Below are 25,085 nucleotides of genomic sequence, written 5' to 3'. Positions count from 1 at the left end.
AGAGGATCGTTGAACGATCCTTCAATACCCATGTTGTTTCGTTCTTGTATCTGCGATTGAATTCCGGGCATGGCAGAGCAGCTTGCGGGACTGGCCGACGACCGAGCCCTCCTGGGCCGCACGAGCACGGCCGAACGGGTTTCGGACATCCTCAGGAGCCGTATCGCCGAGGGATTCTTCCCGCCCGGCACCCGGCTGTCGGAGGACAGCATCGGCGGTGCGCTCGGCGTTTCCCGCAACACGCTGCGCGAGGCGTTCCGGCTGCTCACGCACGAACGCCTGCTCGTCCACGAGTTGAACCGGGGCGTCTTCGTCCGCGTGCTGACCGTCGAGGACGTGGAGGACATCTACCGCACCCGCGGCCTCGTTGAGTGTGCTGTCGTACGGGGACTCGGCGAGCCGCCGTACGCCCTGGACCGTCTCGCGGAGGCCGTGGCCGAAGGGCAGCGGGCGGCGCGCGAAGGTGACTGGAAAGTGCTGGGTACGGCCAATATCCACTTTCACCGGGAACTGGTCGCGCTCGCGGAGAGCGACCGTACGAGCGAGCTGATGCGCAGCGTCTTCGCCGAACTGCGCCTCGCCTTCCACGTGGCGGACGACCCGCGCCGGCTGCACGAGCCGTACCTCGCGCGCAACCAACAGATCCTTCGGGCGCTGCAGGCGGGGGACAAGGGCGAGGCCGAGAAACTGCTCGCGGTGTACCTCGGAGACTCGCTGGAGCGAGTGGTCGAGGTCTACCGGCGGCGGGTGGGCGAGGAGGGGACGGGCGGCGGCTGAGGCCGTCGGGCCCGTGTGACGACCGCCGCTTCTGCGTCGTTTGGGTCGTTGTCAGACCGAGGACCTAGTCTGTGCACCGTGACTTCGCCTGCATCGACGGACAGCGTTCCGCCCCAGCTCAGCGCGGGGCCGCGCCCCGCACCGGGCCCGGCCGCCGACGAGGGACTGGCGCGGCGGCTGCGCGCGCTCGCCTGCACCGCGCCGCTGCACGACCTCGACGCACGCAAGGCCAACCTCGCGGGCGAGTACTCGGTGTACGGCATGGCGGAGGTGGCCCTCGCGGCCATCGACCTGGTCACTCTGAACATGGACTTCGACACCGGCGCCGACCACGACCAGATCGTCGCCCGGCTCATCCCGCGCATCGCCGCTCAGGCCCCGCAGCGGCCCGTCGCCGAGCATGAGCGGGTGGCCCGCTGGGTCCTGGAGAACCTCATCAACGTCGGCAGCGTGGACCGCGGCTTCCGGGCCGTATACGGCACCTTCGCGCAGGACGGCACGTATGTGCGCCGCGACTACGACTTCAAGCTGATCGAGGAGGTCCCCGGCCCCGGCGGCTCGGTCTATCTCCGTACGACGGACGAGGCGGTCAACGTCCTCGTGGGCGCCCTGGACACCGATGTCACCAGTGCGCAGATCGCCGCCGAGGTCAAGTTGGAGGTGCTGATCAGCCGGGGCCGCCTCGCCGACGCCCAGCTGGCCGCCGAACAGGCCCGGTACCGCACGGTCCAGTACTCGGAGACCCTGCGCAGGGCGCTGGACGCGACCCGGCGCAACGTCCGGGCGGTGGACTGGCTCACCACCGTGCCCGACATGATCGCCGAGGCCCTCGACCATGTGGCCGACCGCTACCGCCACGAGAACGCGATCCTCACCAACATCCGCAAGGCGCGCGACGAGTCCGAGGACCCGGAGCAGAAACGGCGTGCCGCCGAGCTGGTGGACATCGTGAAGGACTGCATCCGGCGGCACACGCAGTTGCAGTCCCGGCTGCTGGAGGCGGGACCGCTGTTCCGCGCCGAGCAGGACCGGCAGGCGTTCGCCACGCCGATGACGACGTCGGGGACGGATCTGTACGGGCATTTGCTCGCGCCGGTCCTGCCGCTGCCCCTGGAGCAGGCGGTTCGGGTCACCGACGCGTTCTTCGCGAGCGGGACGGGGCTGCGTACGCCGGTGTCGGTGCGGGTGGGTGACCTTGTCGACATATTGCTGACGCCGCCGATGGAGCGGGAGCATCTGGGCGCGGAGATGCCGGAGCCGGATCTCATCGCCACGCCGGACGACAGTCGGTTCAGCGAGGAGCAACTCGCTGCCGCGATGGAGCTGCTGGATCTGCCGGCGGATGCGCCGCGGAGGCTTTCGGGGCTGCTTGCGGAGGCTCGGCGTCGGGATGCCGATCTGCCGTATCTCGTCGCGTTGTTGGCGGTCCATGCGGCCAGTCCGCCGGTCGGTACGGCGTATCGGCAGGGCGAGGAGAAGTTGTTGTTCGCCGTGGATGACGGGGTGGAGTTGGACGATCCCGAGTTCGGTGGGGCCGATCTGATTGTGGGGACCGCCTTGTTGGACGCGGTGGGGATGGCTGCGGGGCGGACGGAGGCGGCTTGATGGTTCTTCCGGTGAGCGTGTGCGGGTCCGTCGTGGCTGGTCGCGCAGTTCCCCGCGCCCCTGAGGGCGTTGCCCTTGCCGTTGTTTTCAAGTTCGAGGAGTTGCAGTCGTGACCGAGCACGTCGAGTGGAGTGACACGGAGGCCCCGGCCCCTTCGGCGACCGCGCCCGTCACGCCCGCCGACGCCGCCGACGCGGCGCGGCTCGTCGCTTTCGGGTTGCAGCCCAAGTTGCAGCCCGCCCGTGATCAGGAGTACGCGGAGCTGCTGCGGCGCTACCGCGAGGACCCGCCGTTCGCGCGGCTCGCCGATGCGGTGGCGGCCGGGCTGGGGCTGGTCGTGCTGGAGGTGTCCCCGCGTGCGGGGATGGCCGTGACGGCCGCCGAGGACTCGGTGTTCGCCGTGCGGATGGGCGACTACGCGCGCCGGACGTCCGCCGACGGCGGGGACCGGTTCCTGCATGGGCTGGCGCATCTCGCCGTCGCCGCCATGGCGTTCCCGCGGCCGGAGGATCTCGCCGACGACGGGTACATCGGGCGCGTCTCGGTCAACGGTGTCGACGCGTTCGTACGGCAGGCGTGCCGGCGTCTGGAGGAGCGTGCCGAGGAGCAGGGCGAGAACACCGACCCGGCGACCGACGCGCCCGGTCTGGAGGCCGCCTGGCGGATCTGGGTCAGACGCAGCGCGACCGGTGCCACCAAGGACGCGCGCCGGCTCGCCGGTTCCACGACCGGCATCGTCGGCAAGGCCGTCGCGTTCCTCACCGACTCCGGGTTCCTGCAGCGGACCGGTGACGACAACGGCGGTACGTACCGGACCACGGCCCGCTACCAGCTCCAGGTGCGGGACATGGCGGGCAGCGCCGCGATGGCCGAGTTGCTGGAGTTGGGCGTCGTGCCGGTGACCGACGGGACGCCGACGCTGCTGCCGCCCGAGGACACCGACGACCTGGACCTGGTGGCCGACGCCGGGTTGCCGTTCCACGCACCCGCACAGTCCTGACCCCCACCTGCCGAAGACTGCCGAAGACTGCCGAAGACTTACGAGAGTCCGCCATGTACGAGCTGTCCCGCGTCCGCCTCTACTCCATCGGGCCCGCCGGTGCGCGCTACGCCGACACCGTGCTCGACCTGCGCGGTGTGGGCGAGCCCGTGCCCGACCCCGCGCCCGCCCAGGCGGAGTTCTTCGAGGAGGAGCCGGTCGGCCCGCCGCGCCGGCCCGCGCCCGCGGGTGTGCTCTTCCTGGAGAACGGCGGCGGCAAGTCCGTCCTCCTGAAGCTGATCTTCTCGGTGATGCTGCCGGGCCACCGCAACACCCTCGGCGGCGCGAGCTCCGGCGTGCTGCGCAAGTTCCTGCTCGCGGACGACTGCGGTCACGTGGCGCTGGAGTGGCAGCACGTGCTGACCGGCGAGTGTGTCGTGGTCGGCAAGGTGAGTGAGTGGCGCGGGCGTCAGGTCTCCAACGACCCGCGGAAGTTCGCCGAGGCCTGGTACTCCTTCCGCCCCGGGCCGGGCCTGAGCCTGGACAACCTGCCCGTCGCCGAGTCCACGGCCGTTCGGCCGTCCGTCGAGGGCCAGTCGGGCGCCCAGGGGCGTCGGCGGACCATGAAGGGCTTCCGGGACGCCCTCACCGAGGCGGGAAAGGCGTACCCGCATCTGGAGGTGCACTGGGAGGAGATCCACGACCGGTGGATCGAGCACCTCGGCGACCTCGGCCTCGACCCGGAACTCTTCCGCTACCAGCGGGAGATGAACGCCGACGAGGGTGAGGCCGCCGGCCTCTTCGCGGTCAAGAAGGACTCCGACTTCACCGACCTGCTGCTGCGTGCGGTGACCGACACCCGCGACACGGACGGCCTCGCCGACCTGGTCAGCGGCTTCGGCAACAAGCTGGGGCGACGTGCCGAGCTGATCGCCGAACGCGAGTTCACCGCCGGGTCGGTCGACCTGCTCGGCCGGATCGTCGAGGCGGCCGAGGCCCGCTCGCGCGCGCGTGACATCCACTCCGGGGCCGAGCGCCGTACGAGGACCCTCGCGCGGCGGCTGTCCGCGCGCGGCGCCCAGGAACGCGTACGGGCCGGCGACCTCGCCCAGCGGGTCACCGCCGCCGCGTACGCCGTCACGCACTCCGAGGCGGCCCGGGAGCGCAGCGCGCTGATCGCCGCCGAGCTCGCCTTCCGGCACGCCTCGTTGGCGCTGGCCGGCGCCGAGAAGTCGGCGGCCGCGCAGAAGCGTGAGCTCGCCGACGCACGCACGCTGCACTCCGCCTGGCAGGCCGCCGAGGCGGTGCTGCGCCACCGCGCCGCCGCCGACCGGGTCGCGCGCGTGGCCGCAGCGATCCAGGAGGCCGAGCGGGACGCGGCGCCCGCACTGGCCGCCCGGGCCAGGGCCGCCGTCGATCTCGTACGGGCTCTGCACGCGGCCGCAGCGGGCGCCGAGACCCTCGCCAACGAGGAGGAGGAGCGCTCCGCGGCCCTCCAGGAGGTCAGCGACTCCGCGTACCGGGACTCCACCTCCGCCGCCACCGAGGCCCAGCGCGCCCGCAGCGAGGCCGGACATCTGCGCCAGCGGTTGACCGAGGTCGAGCAGGAGACCGCCGAGGCGGTGCGCGCGGGCTGGCTCGACGACAGCGCGCCCGACGCCGACCCCGCGCGCGCGGCCCTCGCCGCCAGCGACGCCGAGAAGGCCGCGGTCGCCGCCTGGGACACCGCACGCGAGGCCTCCCACCGGGCCACCGAGCAGGCGCGCGAAGCGGCCGCGGCCGAGTCCCGCGCGGAGCTGACGGCGGCCCGCGCGGAGGACGCGGCCACGGCTGCCGAACGCTCCTACGAGGCCGAGCGCCGCCTCGCGGAGAGCCTGGCGGCCGACGAGCGGCTGGCCGAACTGCTGAGCCTGACCGGCGGCCACACGCGCACCTCAGTGGTACCGCAGTCCCGGCAGGACCCGGACGACGGCAACCCGGGCGCTCTCACCCCCGAGGACCTCGACCGCTTCGCCGACGAGCTGCGCGAACTGCTCGACGACGCCGTCTCCTCCGCCGAGCGGCAGCTCTTCGAGCTCCGTACGGCCGCCGCCGACGACGCCCGCATCCTCGGTGCCCTCGGTGACGGCGGACTGCTGCCGCCCGGCCCGGACGTGCTGGCGACCGTCGAGTACCTCGGCGAGCACGGCATCCCGGCACTGCCCGGCTGGCGCTACCTCGCGCAGGCCGTCGACCCGGCCGACCACGCGCGCGTGCTGGCCGCCCGGCCGGAACTGGTCGACGGCGTGATCATCACCGACCCCGACACGCACGCGCGTGCCCGCGAGGCGCTGAGCGACGCGGCCCTGCTCCCACGCTCCGCCGTGGCCGTCGGCACGGCGGCCGCCCTCCTCGCGCCGACGCCGGCCCCCGACTCCGAGAACGGTGCCGTCTTCCTCGTACCGCCGAACCCGGCCATGCACGACGAGCACGCCGCCGACGAGGAGCGGCGGGCGCTGCGCGCGCGGGCCACCGAGCGGGACGAGGAGATCCGGGCGCTCGCGGCCCGGCTCGGCAAGGACCGGGAGCTGTCGGCGAGGCTCGCCTCCTGGCGCACCGGCTGCCCGGCCGGGCGGCTCGTCGAGCTCGCCCAGGCCGCCCGGGACACGCGGGCGTTCACCGAGGAGGCCGAGGCCGAACTCGCCGAGGCACGGACCGTGCGGGCCGAGGCCGACGAAGCCGCCGCCGAGGCCGCGCAGGTGCGGGACGAGCGGCAGGAGGCGGCCCAGAAGGCGCGGCGCGCCGCCGACGCCCTCGCCGGGCTCGCCTTCCGGCTGCGGGAGCGGGCCGGCTGGCAGGTCAAGCTGCGCGAACTGGCCGACGAGGCCACCGAGTCGGAGGCCCGCGCCCAGTCCTTGCTGGACCGTGCCCGCGCCGCCGACGAGGACCGGCGTGCCGCCCAGCGTGCCGCTGACGACGCCCGCCGCACCGCCCGTGCGCTGCGGGCCGAGCGGTCCGAGATCGCGGGCGCCCCCGACGACGTACCGCAGAGCGACGCGGCGGATCCGACGGCGTCCCTGCCGGCCTTCCGTGAGGCCTATCGGGCCGCTTCCCAGCTGTACGAGAAGGTCGGCGTCGGCGCCGATCTGCGGGCCGAGCAGGCGCGGGCGGAGAGCGACGAGAGCGCGGCGCGCGCCGACCTGGACCGGCTGAGCAACAAGGTCCGCACGCGCGCGGAGCAGCTGCTCCAGTCGCCCGACGGCTCCGACGGCCCGTCCCGGCAGGCCGCCGTCGCCCGGGCCGACGAGCTGGTGCAGCTTCTGGAGACCCGGATGTCCCACGCGAGCGAGCAGCTCGGGCGGCTGCGCGGCGAGGCCGAACGGCACGCGCCCGAGGACGGCGAGGTACACACCGACCTGCCGGAGGACCTGCGGCCGCGTGACGCCGAGCACGCCCAGGCGCTGCTGCGCACGGCCACGGCCGAACTCGCCTCGCGCACCGAGGCGTTGAGCCAGGCCCGGCAGGCGCACGCCGAACTCCTCGACGCGCACCGGGCCGCCGAGGACGCGGCCGGCGGCTTCGACGAGATCGCCGCGATGCTCCGCGACCTGCTGCGCGAGCACACCTCGGAGGAGGAGCAGGAAGGGACCGAGCCGTATCCCGGCAGCCCGGAGGAGGCCCGGCAGGCCGCCGCCGAGGCCCGCCGGTCCCTGCGCGGCTGCGCCGCCGACCTGTCGACCGCCGAGGCCGCCGTGCGCGAGGCGAGCGACATCCTCGTCCGGCACGCCAACTCCACCCGCTACGAGCAGGTCCGCACCCCCGCCCGGCAGCAGATCCGCGAACTGCCCGCCTCCGCGCTGCCCGAGCACGCCCAGAAGTGGGCCGACGCCTTCGCACCCCGACTCCGCGTTCTCACCGACGAGTTGGAGCAACTGGAACGCAACCGGGATTCGATCGTGGACCGCCTGCGAGGGCTCGTCGAGTCGGCGCTTGCGACTCTGCGGTCCGCCCAGCGGCTCTCCCGGCTGCCCGAAGGGCTCGGCGAGTGGTCCGGGCAGGAGTTCCTGCGCATCCGCTTCGAGGAACCCGACCAGGCCACCCTCACCGAGCGGCTCGGCGAGGTCATCGACGAGGCGACCCGGGCCGCCGTCAAGAAGAACTCCGACCTGCGGCGCGACGGCATGACCCTGCTGCTGCGCGGGGTCGGCGCGGCGCTCCGTCCCAAGGGCGTCGCCGTCGAGATCCTCAAGCCGGACGCCGTCCTGCGCGCCGAACGCGTGCCCGTCGGGCAGATGGGCGACGTGTTCTCCGGCGGGCAGCTGCTGACGGCCGCCATCGCCCTGTACTGCACGATGGCCGCGCTTCGGTCCAACGACCGGGGACGCGACAAGCACCGGCACGCCGGCACGCTGTTCCTGGACAACCCGATCGGGCGCGCCAACGCCACCTACCTGCTGGAGCTCCAGCGGGCCGTGTCGGACGCGCTGGGCGTCCAGCTCCTCTACACCACCGGCCTGTTCGACACCACCGCGCTCGCCGAGTTCCCGCTGGTCATCAGGCTGCGCAACGACGCCGACCTGCGCGCCGGGCTGAAGTACATCAGCGTGGAGGAACACCTCCGGCCGGGACTGCCTCAGCAGGCCCCGGCCGGAGAAGGTGAAGCGGTGCACAGTGAGATCACGGCGACGCGGATGTTCAAACGGCCCGCTCCGCAAGGGGCATGACAGCACATCAGGTGCTCAGTCGAACCAGCCCTGCGGAGCGGGGCTGGTGTTGCGCCAGATGTGCTTGGGCTCCCGGTACTCGGCGAGCCCGGCGGGGCCCAGCTCACGGCCCGTACCCGACTGCTTGAAGCCGCCCCACTCCGCCTGCGGGACATAGGGGTGGTAGTCGTTGATCCAGACCGTGCCGAGCCGCAGCCGGGACGCCATCCCCGCGGCCTTGGCCTCGTCGCGGGTCCACACCGCGCCGGCGAGGCCGTAGATCGTGTCGTTGGCGAGCCGCACGGCCTCGTCCTCGTCGGCGAACCGCTCCACGGTCAGCACCGGCCCGAAGGACTCCTCCTGGACCACGGACATCGAGGCGATGCAGTCGTCCAACACGGTCGGCAGGTAGTAGAACCCCTGGTCGAGCCCTTCGGGACGGGCGCCACCGCAGCGCAGCACCGCGCCCTCCGCGAGGCCGCCCGCCACGTACGCCTCCACCTTGGCCAGGTGCGCCGCGGAGATCAGCGGCCCGGTCTGGGCCTGCTCGTCGAACGGACCGCCCAGCCGGATGGCCGACGCGCGGCGGACGACCTCGTCGACGAACCGGTCGTGCAGCGAGTCCTCCACGAGCAGCCGCGCCCCCGCCGAGCAGACCTGCCCCGAGTGCAGGAACACCGCGGTCAGCGCCATGTCGACGGCGGTTTCGAAGTCGGCGTCGGCGAACACGATGTTCGGGTTCTTGCCGCCGAGTTCGAGCGCGACCTTCTTCACCGTGCCGGCCCCGGCGGCCATCAGACGGCGCCCGGTCTGCAGTCCGCCGGTGAACGACACCAGGTCCACGTCCGGATGGTCGCCCAGCGGAGCGCCCGCCTCCGGCCCCGCGCCCAGGATCAGGTTGCCGGCACCCTCCGGCAGACCGGCCTCCTCGAGCAGCCGCATCAGGTGGATCGCGGTGTGCGGGGTCAGCTCGCTCGGCTTCAGGACGAAGGTGTTGCCCGCGGCCAGTGCCGGCGCGACCTTCCAGGCGGTCTGCAGCAGCGGATAGTTCCACGGCGTGATGAGGGCGCACACGCCCACCGGCTCGTACACCACGCGGCTGTCCGCGTTCGGCACGCCGGTGTCGATCACTCGTCCCGTCTCGGTGGCGATCAGCCGTCCGAAGTACCGGAAGCACGCCACGATGTCATCGATGTCGTACTCGCTCTCCACCAGGCGCTTCCCGGTGTCGAGGGACTCGGCGCGGGCGAGCGCGGCCTTGTCGCGCACCAGCAGGTCGGCCACGCGCAGCAGGAGATCGCCGCGCTCGGCGGCGGACGTGTGCGGCCAGGGGCCCTCGTCGAAGGCCCGCCGGGCGGCGGCGATGGCCTCGACGGTGTCCTTGCCGCCCGCCTCGTCGACGACCGCGACCAGACTGCCGTCGGCGGGGCAGCGGATCTCGCGAGTTCGTTCGTCGCGCGGGGCGGCCCATGTGCCGCCGATGAACAGGTCCGGCATTCCGTACCTTCCCTCGTGTTCTTCATTCGGTCGTACGGGTGCTGAGGACGTCGGGAGTGTTGCGGGGGGCCGGCCGGGGCCATGCGAACCCGGCCGGCCGTCCCACGGCTTCGGCTACGCCAGCCAGCCCTTGACGGCGTCCGGGTTGGCCGTGACCCACTTCTTCGCGGCCTCGTCCGCGGACAGCTTGTCCTGGGTGATCATCTTGGCGACCTCATTCTGGTCGTCGGCGGTCCACTTGAAGTTCTTGAGGAACGCGGCCGCCTTGCCGCCGTCCTTGGCGAAGTCGGCGTTGAGCCACTTCTGGAGGGGCGTGTTGGGGTAGGCGCAGGCCACCTTCTTCGGGTCGGCGTCGCAGCCCTCCTTGTACTCGGGGAGCTTCACCTCGACCAGATCCACCTGGGCGTTGAGCCACTGCGGGGTCCACCAGTAGGTGAGGAAGGGCTTCTTGGCCTTGTAGTTCTGCTGGATCTGGGTGATCTGAGCCGCCTCGGAGCCCGCGTAGACCGTCTTCAGGTCCAGGTCGAGGTTGCCGATGATGGCGTCGTCGAAGGTGACGTAGTCGGGCGAACCCTCCAGGAGCTGGCCCTTGCCGCCGCTCTCGGACGTCTTGAGCTGGGCGGCGTACTTGTTGAGGCCCTTGTAGGTGGTGACCTCCGGATTCGCGTCCGCCCAGTACTTGGGGACGAACCAGCCGATGTGCCCGGTGACGCCGAGGTCGCCGCCGGAGACGACGGTCTTCTGCTTGTCGACGTACTGCGCCTCCTGCTTCGGGTGGCCCCAGTCCTCCAGAACGGCGTCGATCGTGCCCTTGCTCAGCGCGTCCCAGGCGATGACCTCGCCCATCTGCTTGGTGTTGACCTTGTAGTCGAGCTCGGTCTCCAGGACGTACTTGGCGACGGCCACGTTGGCCTCGGCACCCACCCAGGAGGGGACGGTGAGCGTGAGGCTGTCGGTGCTGCCCGCGCTGCCGGACTTGCCGGTGTCGGCGGCACCGCAGCCGGTGACGGCGACGGTCAGGCCGAGACCGGCTATGAGGGTGAGCGAGGTGCGCAGGACACGGCGCTGTCTGTTGTGGGTGTGGAGCATATGGGTTTCTTCCTCAACTCTCAGGAACTGCAAGGGCGGGACGGGGGCCGGACGTGCGGGGCCGGGGATCAGTGGTCCGTCTCGCGGACGGTGGGCTGGGTGACCCGGTCGAGGACCAGACCGAGACACACGATGGCCGCGCCCGCGACCAGGCCGACGCCGAGGTCCCCGCGGGACAGGCCGAAGACGACGTCGTAGCCGAGGGCGCCGCCGCCGACGAGACCGCCGACGATGACGACCGCGAGCACCAGCACCACGCCCTGGTTGACGGCGAGCAGCAGCGCGGGCCGGGCGAGCGGCAGCTGCACCTGGCGCAGTTGCTGTGCCCCGGTGGCGCCGAGTGAGCGGGCGGCCTCCAGCGCGGCCGGGTCGGTCTTCTTCAGACCCTGGGTGGTGATGCGGACGACGGCGGGCAGGGCATAGGCGACGGCCGCGGTGATGGCGGCGGCACGGCCCACCCCGAACAGTGCGACGACCGGGATGAGGTAGACGAACTGCGGCAGGGTCTGGAGGACGTCGAGGACCGGCCTGAGCACCCGTTCCACCCAGCCGACGCGGGCGGCGAGGATGCCGACGGCGACGCCGAGGAGCAGCGTCAGGGCCAGGGCGGCCAGCACCTGGGACAGCGTGTCCAGGGTGTTCCCCCAGACGCCGAGCACCCCGGTGGCGGCGAGTGCGGCCGTCGCGCCCAGCGCGTTGCGCCAGTTGCCCACCAGCAGTGCGAGGGCGGCGACGAGCAGCAGCAGCGACCACCAGGGGGCTCCCTGGAGCACGTCCCGCAGCGGGTTGAGGATCCAGACGGTGAAGTTGGACGCCCACACCTCCGTACCGCCGAGGACGGGAACCCCGGCGTGCAGGTTGTCCACCGTCCACTCCTGGAAGGAGTTGACGGACCCCGAGATGTCGACCGTCCAGCCCGCGGGCCACTGGGCCGCGCCCGCGACCTTGCCCACGGCGAACGCGACGGCCGTGCCGACCGCGGCCACCGCCCACGCCGGGCCGCCGCGCAGGAGTCGCGGACCGTCGGCGGCGGGAGGCGCACCGATCCGCTCTCCCGCGGCCTCGGTCGTGCGGTCCAGCCAGACGGCGATCAGCACGATCGGGATGCCCGCGGCGAGCGCCGCTCCGACGTCGACCGTGGACAGCGCCGAGTACACCTCGTCGCCGAGTCCGCCGGCGCCGATCACGGAGGCGATGACGACCATGGACAGGGCCATCATGATCGTCTGGTTGAGGCCCAGGAGGAGTTCCTTGCGGGCCAGCGGCAGCCGTGCCTTCAGCAACTGCTGGCGGGAGCTCGCGCCGAGGGAGGCCGAGGCCTCCAGTACGGACGGGTCCGCGTCGCGCAGTCCCAGGGCGGTGAGCCGGGCCATCGGCGGGGCCGCGTAGATGACGGTGGCGAGGAGGGCGGCCGGCGAGCCGGTGCCGAAGACCAGGACGAAGGGCAGCAGGTAGGCGAAGGCCGGGAGCACCTGCATGGTGTCGAGGACGGGGCGCAGCGCCCGGTCCACGGGACGCGACAGACCGGCGGCGAGGCCGAGCGCGAAGCCCACCACCACGGAGACGGCGACCGCGACGGTCATCAGGGCCAGCGTCAGCATCGCCGGATCCCACATGCCGAGCAGACCGCACCCGGCGAAGGCGCCCAGTGCGACGGCGGCCACCTTCAGCCCGGCACGACTCGCGCCGCCGGCACACCAGGCGAGCAGCACCGCCGCCGCTGTGACGCCGGGCCAGCCGAGGCCGTCCAGTACCGAGTACACGCCGTCGACGGCGTCGACGGACGTGTTGCTGATGTGCAGCAGGAAGTAGAGGAAGACCGGGCTGGTGTCGCGGTTGTCGACGATCCACTGGCTGAGGTCGTCCAGCGGCCCGGACACGTCCACGCCCAGTTCGCCCGGCCACGCCCCGCTGCCCCACAGGACGGCGGCGAACGGCACCAGCACCACGGCGAGCGCGGCCAGTGCGGTGAGCCGGCGGGCGAGCGGCGACATCACCGACAGCCGGCGCAGCAGGAGCGAGCGGGTGGCGGGTCCCTGAGGCCCGCCCGGCGGGGAACCGGTCTTCTCTGGAGCCGGTTTCTCGGGTATGAGGGTGCTCATCGTCAGCTCACCGCCGCCCGTTCGGAGCCGATGCCCGCGACGACCGCCAGCAGGTTCTCGTGGTCCACCACGCCCAGACAGTCGCCGTCCTCCACCACACAGGCGGCCGCTCCGCTGCGGGCGACGATCTCGATGGCGGTGGCGACGATCGTGTCCGGGGCGAGGGCGCCGGGGTGGTCCGGGCCGCTGCAGGCCCCGGCGCGCATGGCGGTGCGCACCGTGATGACCTGCTCGCGGGGCACATCGCGGACGAAGTCGCGTACGTAGTCGTCGGCGGGCTGCGCGACGATCTCCTCGGGGGTGCCGCACTGCACGATCTCGCCGTCACGCATGAGCGCGATGCGGTCGCCGAGCCTCAGCGCCTCGCTCAGGTCGTGCGTGATGAAGATCATCGTGCGGCCCTCCTCGCGGTGCAGGCGGATCACCTCCTCCTGCATGTCGCGCCGGATCAGCGGGTCGAGCGCGCTGAACGGCTCGTCGAAGAGCAGGACTTCGGGATCGACGGCGAGCGCGCGGGCCAGCCCGACGCGCTGCTGCTGACCACCGGAGAGCTGGGCCGGGCGGCGGTGCTCCATGCCCTCGAGGCCGACCTTGGTGACGACCTTCATGGCCAGCGCACGGCGCTCCAGCTTGCCGAGGCCCTGGATCTCCAGGCCATAGGCCACGTTGTCGAGGACCGTGCGGTGCGGGAGCAGGCCGAAGTGCTGGAAGACCATGGCGGCCCGGTGGCGGCGCAGTTCGCGCAGCCGGGACTTGTCCATCGCGCGGACGTCCTCGCCGTCGATCTCCAGCGTGCCGGCGGTCGGTTCGATGAGCCGGGTCAGACAGCGCACGAGTGTGGACTTGCCGGAGCCGGACAGGCCCATCACGACGAAGACCTCGCCCTTGTGCACGTCGAAGGAGACGTCCCGGACGGCGACCGTACAGCCTGTGCTGCGACGGAGCTCGTCGGCCGGGAGGTCGGCGAGCTCGCTGTCGGGCACCCGCTCCGCCTTCGGCCCGAAGACCTTCCAGAGCTTGCGTATGGAGAAGACCGGCGGGGCGCCGGTGGGTTCGGGCGCCGGCTCTCTGGCCGGTTCTTTGGACAGGGTGGTGGACATCAGGCGTCGACTCCCGGGTTCGTCGGCCGAATGAGCAGGTCGGCGCATTTCTCGCCGACCATGAAGACCCCGATCATCGGATTGACGGCGGGGATACTGGGGAAGACGGAGGCGTCGGCGATCCGCACGCCGCGCAGGCCGTGCACACGCAGGTCGGGGCCGACCACGGCCATCGAATCGTCAAAGGCCCCGATCCGGCAGGTGCCGGCCGGGTGGTACACCGTGTGCGCGGCCTTGCGAGCGTACTCGCTGAGCTCCTCGTCGCCGGTGACCTCGGGGCCGGGGCAGACCTCGCGCTTCAGCCAGGAGGCGAGTGGTTCGGTCCTGGCGATCTCGCGGGCGATACGGATGCCGTCCACCAGCGTCCGGGCGTCGTAGTCCTCCTCATCGGTGAAGTACCGGAAGTCCAGCGCGGGCTTCACGGACGGATCGGCGCTGGTGAGGAAGAGGCGGCCGCGGCTGCGGGGCTTGGGGATGTTGGGCGTCATCGAGACGCCGTACGGCGGTTTCTCGTAGCCCAGCCGCTCCGGATTGTCGGTGAAGGGGATCTGGTAGAAGTGGAACATCAGGTCCGGGCCGGGCGATGCGGGATCCCGGCGTACGAACAGGCCGGCGTCGGAGTCCATCGCCGAGTTCTCCGGTATGGGGCCGTGAGTTTCCCACACGATGACCGACTCGGGGTGATCGAGCAGGTTCTCGCCGACGCCCGGCAGATCGTGCACGGCGGGCAGACCGAGCGCTTCCAGATCGTCCTTGGGGCCGATGCCGGAGAGCAACAGCAGCCGCGGGGTGTCCACGGCGCCGGCGCAGACGATCACTTCGCGCGCCGCGACGACGGTCTTCTCCGCGCCGTCGGCGGTGCGCACCCGCACGCCCGTGACGCGGTCCCCGTCCAGGTCCAGGCGGAAGGCCCAGGTCTCCAGCATCAGACGGAGGTTGGGCCGGTCGAGGAAGGGGTGGAGGTAGGCGACCGAGGCGGACGACCTCTTGTTGTCCTCCGGGTGGTAGGCGAGGTCGAAGAAGCCGACGCCGTCGGCGAACGGCTTTTTGTTGAAGCCCTCGACCCTCGGCACGCCGGTGGCCTGCTGGGCGGCCTCGACGAAGTCGCGGGCGATGGCGTTCCGGTCCTTCTCGTCCACCGCGACGATGTTGTTCAGCAGCCGGTCGTAGTACGGATCCATGGAGGCCGCGTCCCAGCCCTCGGCGCCGGCCTCCACCCACTGAGCCCAGTCGGACGGGAGTGGCTTGAAACTGATCAGGGTGTTGTGGGACGAACAGCCGCCGAGCACCCGGGCGCGGCTGTGGCGGATGTGGGAGTTACCGCGCGGCTGCTCGGTGGTCGGGTAGTCGTAGTCGAGTTCGCTGCCGAGCAGGCCGAGCCAGCGGCGCAGCGTCAGCACCTCGGGCCGGTCCACGTCGGACGGGCCGCCCTCGATGACCGCCACGCTCACCAGCGGGTCCTCGGTGAGGCGGGACGCGATGACCGATCCCGCCGTGCCGCCGCCGACGACCACGTAGTCGTACGTCTCCTGCTCGGACATGAAGTCTGTGCTCCTTGTCGTGCGTGCCGGACGTCTGATGCCGGCACCCCTATGACCGGGCAGGCTGTTGACGTGACATGGGTGGGAGCGCCTGCCCAGTTCCTCTGGAGTCATTCAGAAACACTTGCCGATGTGGTGCCGATCACACTGGCGAGGGGTCGCCCTTGTCGAGTCGGCGGATCAGCCAGTCGTGGAAGATCCCGATGTGGTGCTCGTTGGGGACCAGGACACCACCGCGGCGGTACGCCCGGGAGGCCATCGCCGGCTGCGTCCGTTCACAGGCCTCGAAGTCCTGCTCGTTCACCCGGTGGAAGAGCTCCACCGACTTCGACAGGTCCGCCCCGGACTCCACCACCTCCGGCGCGTACAGCCAGTCGCACTCGACGACCGTGCGGTCCTCGGACATCGGGAACATGCGGTGCAGGATCACATGGTCCGGTACGAGGTTGATGAACACCGTCGGCTTCACCGTGATGGCGTAGTAGCGGCGGTCCTGGTCCTCGGAGACCGAGGGCAGCTTGGCGAAGCCCTCGCTGCCGTCGACCGTGAAGCCCTTGACCTCCTCGCCGAACTCGGCGCCGTGGCCCACGTAGTACTGGGCCGCGTAGCCGTCGGCGAACTCCGGGAGCACATCCGTGAGTTCGGGGTGGATGGTCGCGCAGTGGTAGCACTCCATGAAGTTCTCGACGATCAGCTTCCAGTTCGCCTTCACGTCGTACACGATCCGCTTGCCGAGCGCGAGGTTCTCGGTGCCGTAGTGGTCGATGGCCGCCACGTCGCCGAGCCGCTCCACGGCGGCGTGCATGACCGTCTCCTCGAAGGAGGGCGGTTCGTCGGCGAGGCACACCCAGGCGTAGCCGAGCCATTCCCGCAGGGACACCTTGATCAACCCGTACTCGACCCGGTCGACGTCCGGCATCTTGATCAAGTTGGGCGCGGCGATCAACTTGCCGTCGAGGTCGTACGTCCATGCGTGGTACGGGCACTGGAGGTTCCGCCGGACCTCGCCGGACTCCTCCATGCACAGCCGGGCACCGCGGTGACGGCAGACGTTGAGGAAGGCGCGCAGCTCGCCCTTGCGGCCGCGCGTGATGAGCACGCTCTCGCGGCCGATCTGGACGGTGCGGAAGGCGCCCGGCTTGGCGAGGTCGGCGCTGCGCACGGCGCAGAACCACATCGACTCGAACAGGTGCTCCTGCTCCTGCCGGAAGATCTCCGGGTCGGTGTAGTAGTCCCCGGGCAGGGTGGCGATCAGGCTGGGGGAGATCTGGTGGGCCTCGGAGAGCGGGCTCTCGGGGGCGGGGGTCGTCGTCACGGGCGTGCTCCTCAGGCGGGCGCGGCGGCGAGGCGGGAGGGGTCGAACAGGCCGATGGGGTGCTCGGTGGTGCCGGTCAGGGCCAGGTCGGCGAGGATCTCGCCGACGACGGGCACGAACTTGAAGCCGTGCCCGGAGAACCCGCAGGCCACGGTCACCGACTCGGGGTGCGCGGGGTGCCGGGCGATGACGAAGTGCTCGTCCGGGGTGTTGGAGTACATGCAGGTGGCGGCCTTGAGGAAGGTGCCGGGCAGATCCGGGATGCAGCCGGCCATGTGGTCGGCCATCGCCTTGATCTCGTCCTCGTGGACCGTCCGGTCGATGGTCTCCGGGGTGGTGACCTCGCCCTTGCGGAAGAAGGCGACCTTGGCGCCGAGGTCGGGGCCGTCGATGGACGGGAAGCCGTAGACCTGGACGCCGGCCGCGTCCTCCCAGATGTAGATGGGGTGGTTCTCGGGGAGGAACCGCTGGACACCGCCGGTCGGCTGGAACCAGTACATGACCTGCCGCTCGATGGTGAACGGCACCCCGATGTCGGTGAGCAGTTGCGGCGCCCACGCGCCCGGGCAGATCACCAGCTGGGAGGCGGTGTAGGTGTTCTCCGCCGTGTGGACGCGGACACCGTCCTTGTAGGGCTCCCAACGGGTCATCGGCTCTTCGAAGTGCAGGTCGGCGCCCTGCCGGGTGGCGAGCTGGAGGTGCGCGGCGACAGTGTTCTCGGGCCGCACGAGACCGGCCTTCTTCTCGAACAGCGCCACCTCGTCGTCCTTGGGTGCGAGCGTCGGGAAGCGGCGGCGGATCTCCTTCGCGTCCAGCATCTCGTGCGGGAGGTCCCACTGCTGGGCGGAGAGCAGCGAGCCGGAGACGGTCCGGGAGTCGGGGCGGCCGACCATCACGCCGCCCGGGAGGATCGCGATCTCCCGGCCGGTGGCCCGCTCCAGGTCCTCGTACAGCTCGTAGGCGCGCAGCAGAAGCGGAACGTACGCCGGGTCCTCGAAGTACGACTGCCGGGTGATCCGCGAACCGCCGTGACTGGAGCCCCGGTTGTGCACCGGGCCGAACTTCTCCAGGCCCAGCACGCGGGCGCCGCGCGCGGACAGATGGTGGGCGGCGGCGCTGCCCATGCCGCCGAGACCGATGACGATCACGTCGTAAGTGGGGGACACTGCATGCCTCCTGGGGGTGCGTCAGTCATCGACAGCGGTGGTCGGCGGTGGTCAGCGGTCGTCATCGGCGGATGCGGGTCATCTTCGGGTCGAAGAGGGGCTCTTCGGCGACCGTCGCCGGAACCTTCTCGCCGAAGTACTCGATGTGCACGCCGGTGCCGGTCGTGAGTCCGGCCGGCAGCCAGGCGTACGCGATGCAGCGGCCGAGCGTGTAGCCGTACGAGGCGCTCGTCACGTAGCCGGCGGGGGCGCCGTCGACGTAGACCGGCTCCTTGCCGAGGACCACGGCGGCGGGGTCGTCGAGGAGGAGGGGCGTGAGCTTGCGGGTGAGGGGCGCGTCGGTGAGCGCCTCGCGCCCCACGAACTCCTTGTCGGCGCGGACCGCGAAGCCGACGCCCGCCTCGTACGGGGAGTGCTCGTCGGTCATGTCGGTGCCCCAGGCCCGGTACCCCTTCTCCAGGCGCAGGGAGTTGAAGGCCGAGCGGCCGGCGGCGATCACGCCGAGGTCCCGGCCGGCCTCCCACAGCGTGTCCCACAGGCGCAGGCCCAGGTCGGCGGTGGTGTACAGCTCCCAGCCGAGCTCGCCGACGTACGACAGGCGCATCGCCGTCACCGGGACGTGCCCGAGGTACGTCTCCTTCGCGCGGAAGTAGCCGAAGGCCTCGTGCGAGAAGTCGTCGCGGGTCAGCGGCTGGACGAGGTCCCGGGCGAGGGGACCCCAGACGCCGATGCAGCAGGTGCCGGAGGTGATGTCCTTGAGGTGGACCTCGCCCGATGCGTACCGGGCGTACCGGGCGAGCCAGTCGAGGTCGGCCGGGGAGTTGGCGCCGACCTGGAAGCGGTCGGGGGCGAGGCGGGCGACGGTGAGATCGGAGCGGACGCCGCCGGTCTCGTCGAGGAGGAGGGTGTAGGTGACCGCGCCGGGCTTCTTGCGCAGGTTGTTGGTGGTCATGCGGTCCAGGAAGTCGAGTGCTCCGGGGCCGGTGACTTCGAGGCGTCGCAGGGGGGTCATGTCGTAGAGCGCGACCTTTTCGCGGGTTGCCTTCGCTTCGGCGGCCGCGATCGGGGACCAGTACCGGGCCGACCAGGCGTCGCGCTCGGGAAGCTCCAGTCCTTCGGCGTGGGGCGCGTTCGCCTCGTACCAGTGCGGGCGCTCCCAGCCGCCGCCCTCCAGGAAGTACGCGCCGAGCTGCTGCTGACGGGCGTAGAAGGGACTGACGCGCAGGGGACGCGGCTGCTCCATCGGCTGGAGCGGGTGGAGGACGTCGTACACCTCGACGAACTGCTGTGAACCGCGTTCACGGACGTACGACGGTGAACGCTGCACTTCCTCGAAACGCGTGAGGTCGCACTCGTGCAGGTCGAGGGCGGGCCGCCCGTCGACCATCCACTCGGCGACGGCCTTCGCCACACCGGCGGAGTGGGTGACCCACACGGCCTCGGCCAGCCAGAAGCCGCGCAGCTGCCGGGACTCACCGAGGACCGGCATGCCGTCCGGGGTGAAGGAGAAGACGCCGTTGAAGCCGGCCTCGATCTCGGCGTCCCGCAGGGCGGGGACCAGCCAGCGGCAGTCGTCCCAGCTCGGCGCCCAGTCCTCCTCGGTGAAGGGGAAGGAGGAGGGCATGTCCAGGTTCTGAGCCCGGGCCTCGTCGTACGGCAGGACCGCGAACGGGTCGACCGGCAGGGGCTTGTGGGCGTAGGAGCCGATGCCCAAGCGGTCGGTGTGCTCGCGGAAGTAGAGGTCGCGGTCCTGGAAGCGGAGGATCGGCTTCGAGGCTTCCGCCTGGTGGTTCTGGAGTTCGGGCAGCGGCTTGGTCTTCGCGTACTGGTGCGCGAGCGGCTGCAGGGGGATGTCGATACCCGCCATGCGGCCAATGACCGGGCCCCAGAAGCCGGCCGCGGAGACGACGTGGTCGGCGGGGAAGGTGCCCTGGTCGGTGACGACGGCGGTGACCCGGCCGGCTTCCTGCTCGATCCCGGTCACCGTGTGGCGTTCCAGGAAGCGGGCGCCCCTCTCGGTGGCCCGTTCCATCTGGGCGTGGGACGCGAGCAGGGCGCGGGCGAGGCCGTCGTCGGGGGTGTGGAAGCCGCCGAGCACCACCGACTCGTCGAGCAGCGGCCAGAGCTCCTTGCAGCGGGCGGCACTGACGATCTCGCCGCGGATGCCCCAGGCGGCGGCGTAACCGGCCCTGCGGTGCAGTTCGGCGAGGCGCTCCGGGGTGGTGGCGAGCTCCAGGCCGCCGACCTGGTTGAAGCAGGGGAGACCGTCCACTTCGAGGGAGACGAACTTCTCGACGGTGTACTTGGCGAACTCGGCGAGCGTCTTCGACGGGCTGGTCTGGAAGACGAGACCGGGCGCGTGCGAGGTGGAGCCGCCGGGGGCGGGCAGCGGGCCCTGTTCCAGGACGGTGACGTCGGTCCAGCCGCGGGCGGTCAGCTCGTCGGCGAGGGAACAGCCGACGATGCCGGCGCCGACGATGACCACACGGGGGGAGTGAGGGTGGTTTTCGGGCGTGCTGGACATGCCCCTCCTTGCGGTGGCGGGGATGGCAGGGGGACGGGGAAGTCGCTTATACGGCGGGCACGTTGGGCCGCTCGGCGGCGATCGTCGTGTCCTGGCCGTGCCCGGTGTGGACGGCGGTGTCGCCGGGCAGGGTGAGCAGCCGGTTGCGGATGGACGCCTCGATGGTGGGGCGGTCCGAGTAGGAGCGGCCGGTGGCGCCGGGGCCGCCGTGGAAGAGCGTGTCGCCGGTGAACACGGCGTTCAGGAACGGGGCGTACAGCGAGCAACTGCCCCAGGTGTGCCCGGGGTTGTGGATGACATGGACCTCGATGCCGGCGACGGTCAGGATCCGGCCGTCGGTCAGTTCGCCGTCCGTTTTGCGGCCGGGGTGCGTGTGGGACCAGAGCTCGTGGTCGTCGGCGTGGAGCAGGACCGGCGCCCCGGTCAGGACGGAGAGCTCGGCCGCCGCGTCGACGTGGTCGTCGTGGGCGTGGGTGCAGGCGATGGCGGTGACATGCCGGCCCGCGACCGCCTCGTGGATGGCGCGGGCGTCATGGGCGGCGTCGATGATCAGCACCTGCTCGTCGTCGCCGACCAGCCAGACGTTGTTGTCGACGTCGAAGGTCTCGCCGTCCAGGCTGAAGGTGCCCTTCGTGACGACCCGGTCGATGCGTACCGCGTGGTCCTTGTCGCTCACAGGACCACCACCGAGCGCAGCACCTCACCGCGGTGCATCTTGGCGAAGGCCTCCTCGACCTGGTCGAGCGCGATGGTCTCGCTGACGAAGGCGTTGAGGTCCAGCAGCCCGTACAGGTACTGGTCGATCAGGAACGGGAAGTCGCGGCTCGGCAGGCAGTCGCCGTACCAGGACGACTTGATGGCGCCGCCGCGCGAGAAGACGTCGATCAGCGGGAGCTCGACCTTCATCTCGGGGGAGGGCACGCCCACCTGGACCAGCAGGCCCGCGTGGTCGCGCATGTAGAAGGCCTGCTTGAAGGTCTCCGGGCGGCCCACCGCGTCGATCGCGATGTCCACGCCGTGGCCGTCGGTCAGCGCGCGGACCGCCTCGATCGGGTCCGTACCGCGGGAGTTGACGGTGTGCGTGGCACCGAACTTCTCCGCCTGGTCCAGCTTCTTGTCGTCGATGTCGACGGCGATGACCTTCATCGCGCCGTTGAGGCAGGCGCCCGCGATGGCTGCGTTGCCGACGCCGCCGCAGCCGATGACGGCGACCGAGTCGCCGCGGCCGACCTTGCCGGTGTTGACCGCGGCGCCGTACCCCGCCATCACGCCGCAGCCGATGAGACCCGCTGCCTCCGGGCGGGCGGCCGGGTTGATCTTCACCGCCTGGCCCGCCGCGACCAGGGTCTTCTCGGCGAAGGCGCCGATGCCGAGGGCGTTGCTGAGCGGGGTGCCGTCCAGCAGGGTCATCGGCTGGGTGGCGTTGCGGGAGTCGAAGCAGTACCAGGGGCGGCCGCGGCGACAGGAACGGCAGGAACCGCAGGGCGCGCGCCATGCCAGCACCACGTAGTCGCCGGGCTTGAGGTCCGTGACCCCTTCCCCGACCGCCTCGATCGTGCCGGCCGCCTCATGGCCCAGCAGGAACGGGAAGTCGTCGTTGATCGCGCCTTCCCGGTAGTGCAGGTCCGTGTGGCAGACCCCGCAGGCCTGCACGGCGACGAGCACCTCTCCGGGACCCGGGTCGGGGACGATGATCGTCTGCACCTCGACGGGTGCGCCCTTCTTCACAGCGACTACGGCACGGACCTCGTGTGGCACGACCAAGCTCCTCTGCTGTTGCGCAATGCACGATGGGTTGCGCTATGAGGAACATAGTGGGAACGCCGTCGAGGGCCGTCAAGAGGTGCGAGTTAACCCTTGGCAAAAGGAACGGGTCGGGGCGAAACAAGCCGGACACATGACGGCGCGAGACCAGGAGATTCCCGGTCCCGCGCCGCTGGTTTCGCGTTCGCGCGGTGGCTGTTCGGCGGCCGGTCGGACGGTGTGGCCGAGCCGGCTAGAAGCCGTATCCCATCCGCCGCGAGAGCTCGGCTCCGGCCTCCACCGCGCGCTTGGCCAGCTCCGGCAGCAGGTCGCTGGTCAGGCGGTACACCGGCCCCGAGACGCTGATGGCGGCGATGACCTTGCCGTCGTGCGAGCGGATCGGGGCGGCCACGGCGGCCAGGCCCAGCTCCAGTTCCTCGACGGCGATGCCGTAGCCCTGCTCCACAACGGCCTCCAGCTCACTCCGCAGCACGGAGGTGCCGGTGATGGTCCGCTCCGTGAAGCGCGGCAGCGAGCGCGCGAGCAGGCCCTCGCGCAGGGTGGGCGGCAGGTGCGCGAGGAGCACTTTGCCGCTGGAGGTGGCGTGCAGCGGGGTGCGTCTGCCCAGCCAGTTCTGTGCTGTCACGGACGCGGTGCCGCGGGCCTGCATGATGTTGACCGCCGCATCGTCGTCCAGGACCGCGATGTTCACCGTCTCGCCCAGTTCGTCGGCGACTTCCCGGCAGACCGGGACGCCCTCCTGCGAGATGTCCAGCCGTACTGCCGCCGCCCCCGCCAGGCGTAGTACGCCGGCGCCCAGGTAGTACTTGCCGCGGTCCTTGGCCTGGGCCACCAGGCCGCGGTTCTCCAGGACGCCGAGCAGCCGGAACGCGGTGGACTTGTGCACGTCCAGCTCGTCGGCGATCTCGGTGACGCCCGCTTCGCCGTGCCGGGCCAGGATCTCCAGCACGCTCACGGCACGGTCCACCGACTGGACGGCGCTGGCCGCCCCTCTGCCGTTCTTCTCCGGGTTCGCGGTCTTCTCCTCGCTACGGTCGGACTGCTTCTGCGTGCGGGTCATGGCTCAACTCTCAACCACCTGGGGGCCCGGTTCGGGCGCATCTGCGGGAAACCCTTGACGCGACGGTCGTCCCGCCCGGATTCTGTTGCGCATGGCGCTCGCTCATGCGTCATACGAAACATCATGTTACCGAAGCGTCCGGCGCCCGGTAGGGGGCCGGACAGCACGGATCGGCGTGGACCGGGTCGGACCGACGAAGGTTCGACGAAGGTTCGGCAAAGGTCCGGCGCCGACCGAACTCCTCACTCGAGCACAACTCCTTGCTTCCGCACTGCCTGCTGTCGGACCAACGGCGGTCCGCACTCCCTGATCAACCTGGACCACACAGGTCCGGACCGAGCGTCCCGGACCGAGAGGGGGGCCCGTGATTCCCGTCTGCCGCTTCGAAGACCTCCCCGAAGGCGAGTCCGTCCGCGTCGGGACGACACCGCCCATCGCCGTGTTCCGCACCGAGGACGGCGAGTTGTACGCCATCGACGACACCTGCACCCACCAGGACGCCTCCCTCTCCGAGGGCTGGCTGGAGGGCTGTCTGGTCGAATGCCCGCTGCACGCGGCTTCATTCGATCTCCGCACCGGACAGCCGACCTGCCTCCCGGCCCGGCGCCCCGTCCGCACCCATCGCGTCAGCGTCGACGACGGCACGATCCATGTCCATGTCGCCGCGGAGGAAGGTACCGCCGCATGAGGACCGTGACCGTGGTCGGCGCCTCCCTCTCCGGTCTGTACGCGGCCCGGGAACTGCGCTCCCAGGGCTTCGACGGACGCCTGGTGATCGTCGGCGACGAACCCCACCGCCCGTACGACCGGCCTCCCCTCTCCAAGGACTTCCTCACCGGCCGCGCGAGCGAGGACCACCTCGCCCTCACGGACGACGAGGAGACCACCGGGCTCGACGCCGAGTGGCTGCTCGGCAAACGGGCCCGCGGCCTCGACGCCCGCGGCCGGACCGTGCTGCTCGACGACGGCCGTACGGTGTCCACCGACGGCGTCGTCATCGCCACCGGGGCCTCGGCCCGCCGCCTCCCGGGCTCTAGCCTCACCGGGGTGCACACGCTGCGCACCCTCGACGACGCCCGTGCCCTGCGCGACGAACTCGGCGGCGGTCCGCGCCAGGTCGTCGTCATCGGCGGCGGCTTCATCGGTGCCGAGACCGCGTCCTCCTGCGCTGCCCTCGGCCACACCGTCACCGTCGTCGAGGCCGCTCCGCTCCCGCTCGTGCCCCACCTCGGCGCCGAGATGGCCGCCGTGTGCGCCGCGCTCCACCGGCGGGGCGAGGTGGACCTGGTCACGGGCACCGGGGTGGCCGGACTGCGCGGCACCGCCGCCGTCACCGGCGTCGCACTCTCCGACGGCCGGGTCCTGCCCGCCGACACAGTGATCGTCGGCATCGGCGCCACTCCGAACACCGCCTGGCTGGCGGGCTCCACACTCGCCCTGCACGACGGTGTGCTGTGCGACGACGGCTGTGTGACGGCTCTGCCGCAGGTGGTCGCCGTCGGCGATGTGGCCCGCGTCGGCGGCACCCGCGCCGAACACTGGACGTCCGCGACGGAGCAACCCCGGGTCGCCGTGGCCAATCTGCTCGCCGGACGCACGCTTCAGACCGTGGGCTCACTGCCGTACTTCTGGTCGGACCAGTACGGCGCCCGCATCCAGTTCGCCGGCCGTCGACAGGACGGGGACACCGTCCGTATCGCCGAGGGCGAACTCGCCGACGGCGCACCGGCCGAGGGCGGTTTCCTCGCCCTGTACGAACGGGACGGGCGTACCACCGCGGTGCTCTCCGTGGACCGGCCGCGCCCCTTCATGCGGGCGCGACGGGAACTCGTCCGCGGAGGGAGCCGGCCGCAGCCGGCCGCGCTCTGAACGCCACGGGCCCGG

At 71.4% G+C, this 25,085-nt stretch carries 17 protein-coding genes; 6 read left to right on the top strand and 11 right to left on the bottom strand.

Going from position 1 to position 25,085, the window contains the following annotated elements; translation table 11 throughout:
- The first annotated feature begins 69 nt into the window (after positions 1-69).
- The 4 genes from QFZ76_RS10065 to QFZ76_RS10050 all read left to right on the top strand — a co-directional run bounded on the left by QFZ76_RS10065 (position 70) and on the right by QFZ76_RS10050 (position 8,064).
- The gene (locus QFZ76_RS10065; protein WP_307673399.1) at positions 70-777 is read left to right on the top strand and encodes a GntR family transcriptional regulator; all 708 of its coding nucleotides are present in this window, start codon (positions 70-72) and stop codon (positions 775-777) included.
- Positions 778-855: 78 nt separating this feature from the next.
- Complete coding sequence (locus QFZ76_RS10060) at positions 856-2,382, top strand: hypothetical protein (RefSeq protein WP_307673398.1); 1,527 nt, start codon at positions 856-858, stop codon at positions 2,380-2,382.
- A 109-nt stretch (positions 2,383-2,491) separates the two neighbouring features.
- Positions 2,492-3,382 (top strand): hypothetical protein, encoded by an 891-nt coding sequence (locus QFZ76_RS10055; protein WP_307673397.1) that lies wholly within the window; start codon positions 2,492-2,494, stop codon positions 3,380-3,382.
- 53 nt (positions 3,383-3,435) lie between these two features.
- Positions 3,436-8,064 carry a hypothetical protein gene (locus QFZ76_RS10050; RefSeq protein WP_307673396.1) on the top strand — a complete coding sequence of 1,543 codons (4,629 nt, stop codon included), beginning with the start codon at positions 3,436-3,438 and terminating at the stop codon, positions 8,062-8,064.
- A 15-nt stretch (positions 8,065-8,079) separates the two neighbouring features.
- Here the strand turns inward: QFZ76_RS10050 and QFZ76_RS10045 are convergent, their stop codons facing one another.
- The 11 genes from QFZ76_RS10045 to QFZ76_RS09995 form a co-directional block, all read right to left on the bottom strand.
- Complete coding sequence (locus QFZ76_RS10045) at positions 8,080-9,540, bottom strand: aldehyde dehydrogenase family protein (protein WP_307673395.1); 1,461 nt, start codon at positions 9,538-9,540, stop codon at positions 8,080-8,082.
- Between the two features lie 114 nt (positions 9,541-9,654).
- Entirely contained in the window at positions 9,655-10,629 is a 975-nt protein-coding gene (locus tag QFZ76_RS10040; RefSeq protein WP_307673394.1) for an ABC transporter substrate-binding protein, read from the bottom strand.
- A gap of 68 nt (positions 10,630-10,697) precedes the next feature.
- Entirely contained in the window at positions 10,698-12,731 is a 2,034-nt protein-coding gene (locus QFZ76_RS10035) for an ABC transporter permease subunit (RefSeq protein ID WP_373464277.1), read from the bottom strand.
- A gap of 2 nt (positions 12,732-12,733) precedes the next feature.
- A complete protein-coding gene (locus QFZ76_RS10030) occupies positions 12,734-13,831 on the bottom strand; it encodes a glycine betaine/L-proline ABC transporter ATP-binding protein (RefSeq protein WP_307673393.1) in 1,098 nt (365 codons plus the stop codon).
- Positions 13,831-15,372, bottom strand: a complete 1,542-nt coding sequence (locus QFZ76_RS10025; protein ID WP_307673392.1) for a GMC family oxidoreductase — start codon at positions 15,370-15,372, stop codon at positions 13,831-13,833. The genes QFZ76_RS10030 and QFZ76_RS10025 overlap by 1 nt, the downstream gene beginning before the upstream one ends.
- Before the next feature lie 142 nt (positions 15,373-15,514).
- Positions 15,515-16,687: an aromatic ring-hydroxylating dioxygenase subunit alpha gene (locus QFZ76_RS10020; RefSeq protein ID WP_307673391.1), complete on the bottom strand. Its 1,173-nt coding sequence runs from the start codon at positions 16,685-16,687 to the stop codon at positions 15,515-15,517.
- Positions 16,688-16,698: 11 nt separating this feature from the next.
- Positions 16,699-17,853, bottom strand: a complete 1,155-nt coding sequence (solA, locus tag QFZ76_RS10015) for an N-methyl-L-tryptophan oxidase (RefSeq protein ID WP_307673390.1) — start codon at positions 17,851-17,853, stop codon at positions 16,699-16,701.
- 61 nt (positions 17,854-17,914) lie between these two features.
- Positions 17,915-20,377, bottom strand: a complete 2,463-nt coding sequence (locus QFZ76_RS10010) for an FAD-dependent oxidoreductase (RefSeq protein ID WP_307673389.1) — start codon at positions 20,375-20,377, stop codon at positions 17,915-17,917.
- A 46-nt stretch (positions 20,378-20,423) separates the two neighbouring features.
- Positions 20,424-21,053: an MBL fold metallo-hydrolase gene (locus QFZ76_RS10005; protein WP_307673388.1), complete on the bottom strand. Its 630-nt coding sequence runs from the start codon at positions 21,051-21,053 to the stop codon at positions 20,424-20,426.
- A complete protein-coding gene (locus tag QFZ76_RS10000; RefSeq protein ID WP_307673387.1) occupies positions 21,050-22,135 on the bottom strand; it encodes an S-(hydroxymethyl)mycothiol dehydrogenase in 1,086 nt (361 codons plus the stop codon). The genes QFZ76_RS10005 and QFZ76_RS10000 overlap by 4 nt, the downstream gene beginning before the upstream one ends.
- A 238-nt stretch (positions 22,136-22,373) precedes the next feature.
- Positions 22,374-23,201, bottom strand: coding sequence for an IclR family transcriptional regulator (locus QFZ76_RS09995; RefSeq protein WP_307673386.1), 828 nt, complete (start codon positions 23,199-23,201; stop codon positions 22,374-22,376).
- 364 nt (positions 23,202-23,565) lie between these two features.
- On the opposite strand from QFZ76_RS09995, the gene QFZ76_RS09990 reads away from it, so the two are divergent.
- The gene (locus QFZ76_RS09990; RefSeq protein ID WP_307673385.1) at positions 23,566-23,889 is read left to right on the top strand and encodes a bifunctional 3-phenylpropionate/cinnamic acid dioxygenase ferredoxin subunit; all 324 of its coding nucleotides are present in this window, start codon (positions 23,566-23,568) and stop codon (positions 23,887-23,889) included.
- Positions 23,886-25,070: an NAD(P)/FAD-dependent oxidoreductase gene (locus tag QFZ76_RS09985; protein WP_307673384.1), complete on the top strand. Its 1,185-nt coding sequence runs from the start codon at positions 23,886-23,888 to the stop codon at positions 25,068-25,070. The genes QFZ76_RS09990 and QFZ76_RS09985 overlap by 4 nt, the downstream gene beginning before the upstream one ends.
- Positions 25,071-25,085 lie beyond the last annotated feature (15 nt).

The organism is Streptomyces sp. V4I2, assembly GCF_030817655.1.
In the GTDB taxonomy this organism is placed as follows: Bacteria; Actinomycetota; Actinomycetes; order Streptomycetales; family Streptomycetaceae; genus Streptomyces; species Streptomyces plumbiresistens.
The sequence above is the reverse complement of the archived record's forward strand: the minus strand, read 5'-3'. Positions and strand labels throughout refer to the sequence as shown.

Bases quoted from the DNA above. Each gene is read 5' to 3' on its own strand.
- QFZ76_RS10065 (WP_307673399.1), top strand. From the start codon at position 70: ATGGCAGAGCAGCTTGCGGGACTGGCCGACGACCGAGCCCTCCTGGGC.
- QFZ76_RS10050 (WP_307673396.1), top strand. From the start codon at position 3,436: ATGTACGAGCTGTCCCGCGTCCGCCTCTACTCCATCGGGCCCGCCGGT.
- QFZ76_RS10045 (WP_307673395.1), bottom strand. From the start codon at position 9,540: ATGCCGGACCTGTTCATCGGCGGCACATGGGCCGCCCCGCGCGACGAA.
- QFZ76_RS10040 (WP_307673394.1), bottom strand. From the start codon at position 10,629: ATGCTCCACACCCACAACAGACAGCGCCGTGTCCTGCGCACCTCGCTC.
- QFZ76_RS10035 (WP_373464277.1), bottom strand. From the start codon at position 12,731: ATGAGCACCCTCATACCCGAGAAACCGGCTCCAGAGAAGACCGGTTCC.
- QFZ76_RS10030 (WP_307673393.1), bottom strand. From the start codon at position 13,831: ATGTCCACCACCCTGTCCAAAGAACCGGCCAGAGAGCCGGCGCCCGAA.
- QFZ76_RS10025 (WP_307673392.1), bottom strand. From the start codon at position 15,372: ATGTCCGAGCAGGAGACGTACGACTACGTGGTCGTCGGCGGCGGCACG.
- QFZ76_RS10010 (WP_307673389.1), bottom strand. From the start codon at position 20,377: ATGTCCAGCACGCCCGAAAACCACCCTCACTCCCCCCGTGTGGTCATC.
- QFZ76_RS09995 (WP_307673386.1), bottom strand. From the start codon at position 23,201: ATGACCCGCACGCAGAAGCAGTCCGACCGTAGCGAGGAGAAGACCGCG.
- QFZ76_RS09985 (WP_307673384.1), top strand. From the start codon at position 23,886: ATGAGGACCGTGACCGTGGTCGGCGCCTCCCTCTCCGGTCTGTACGCG.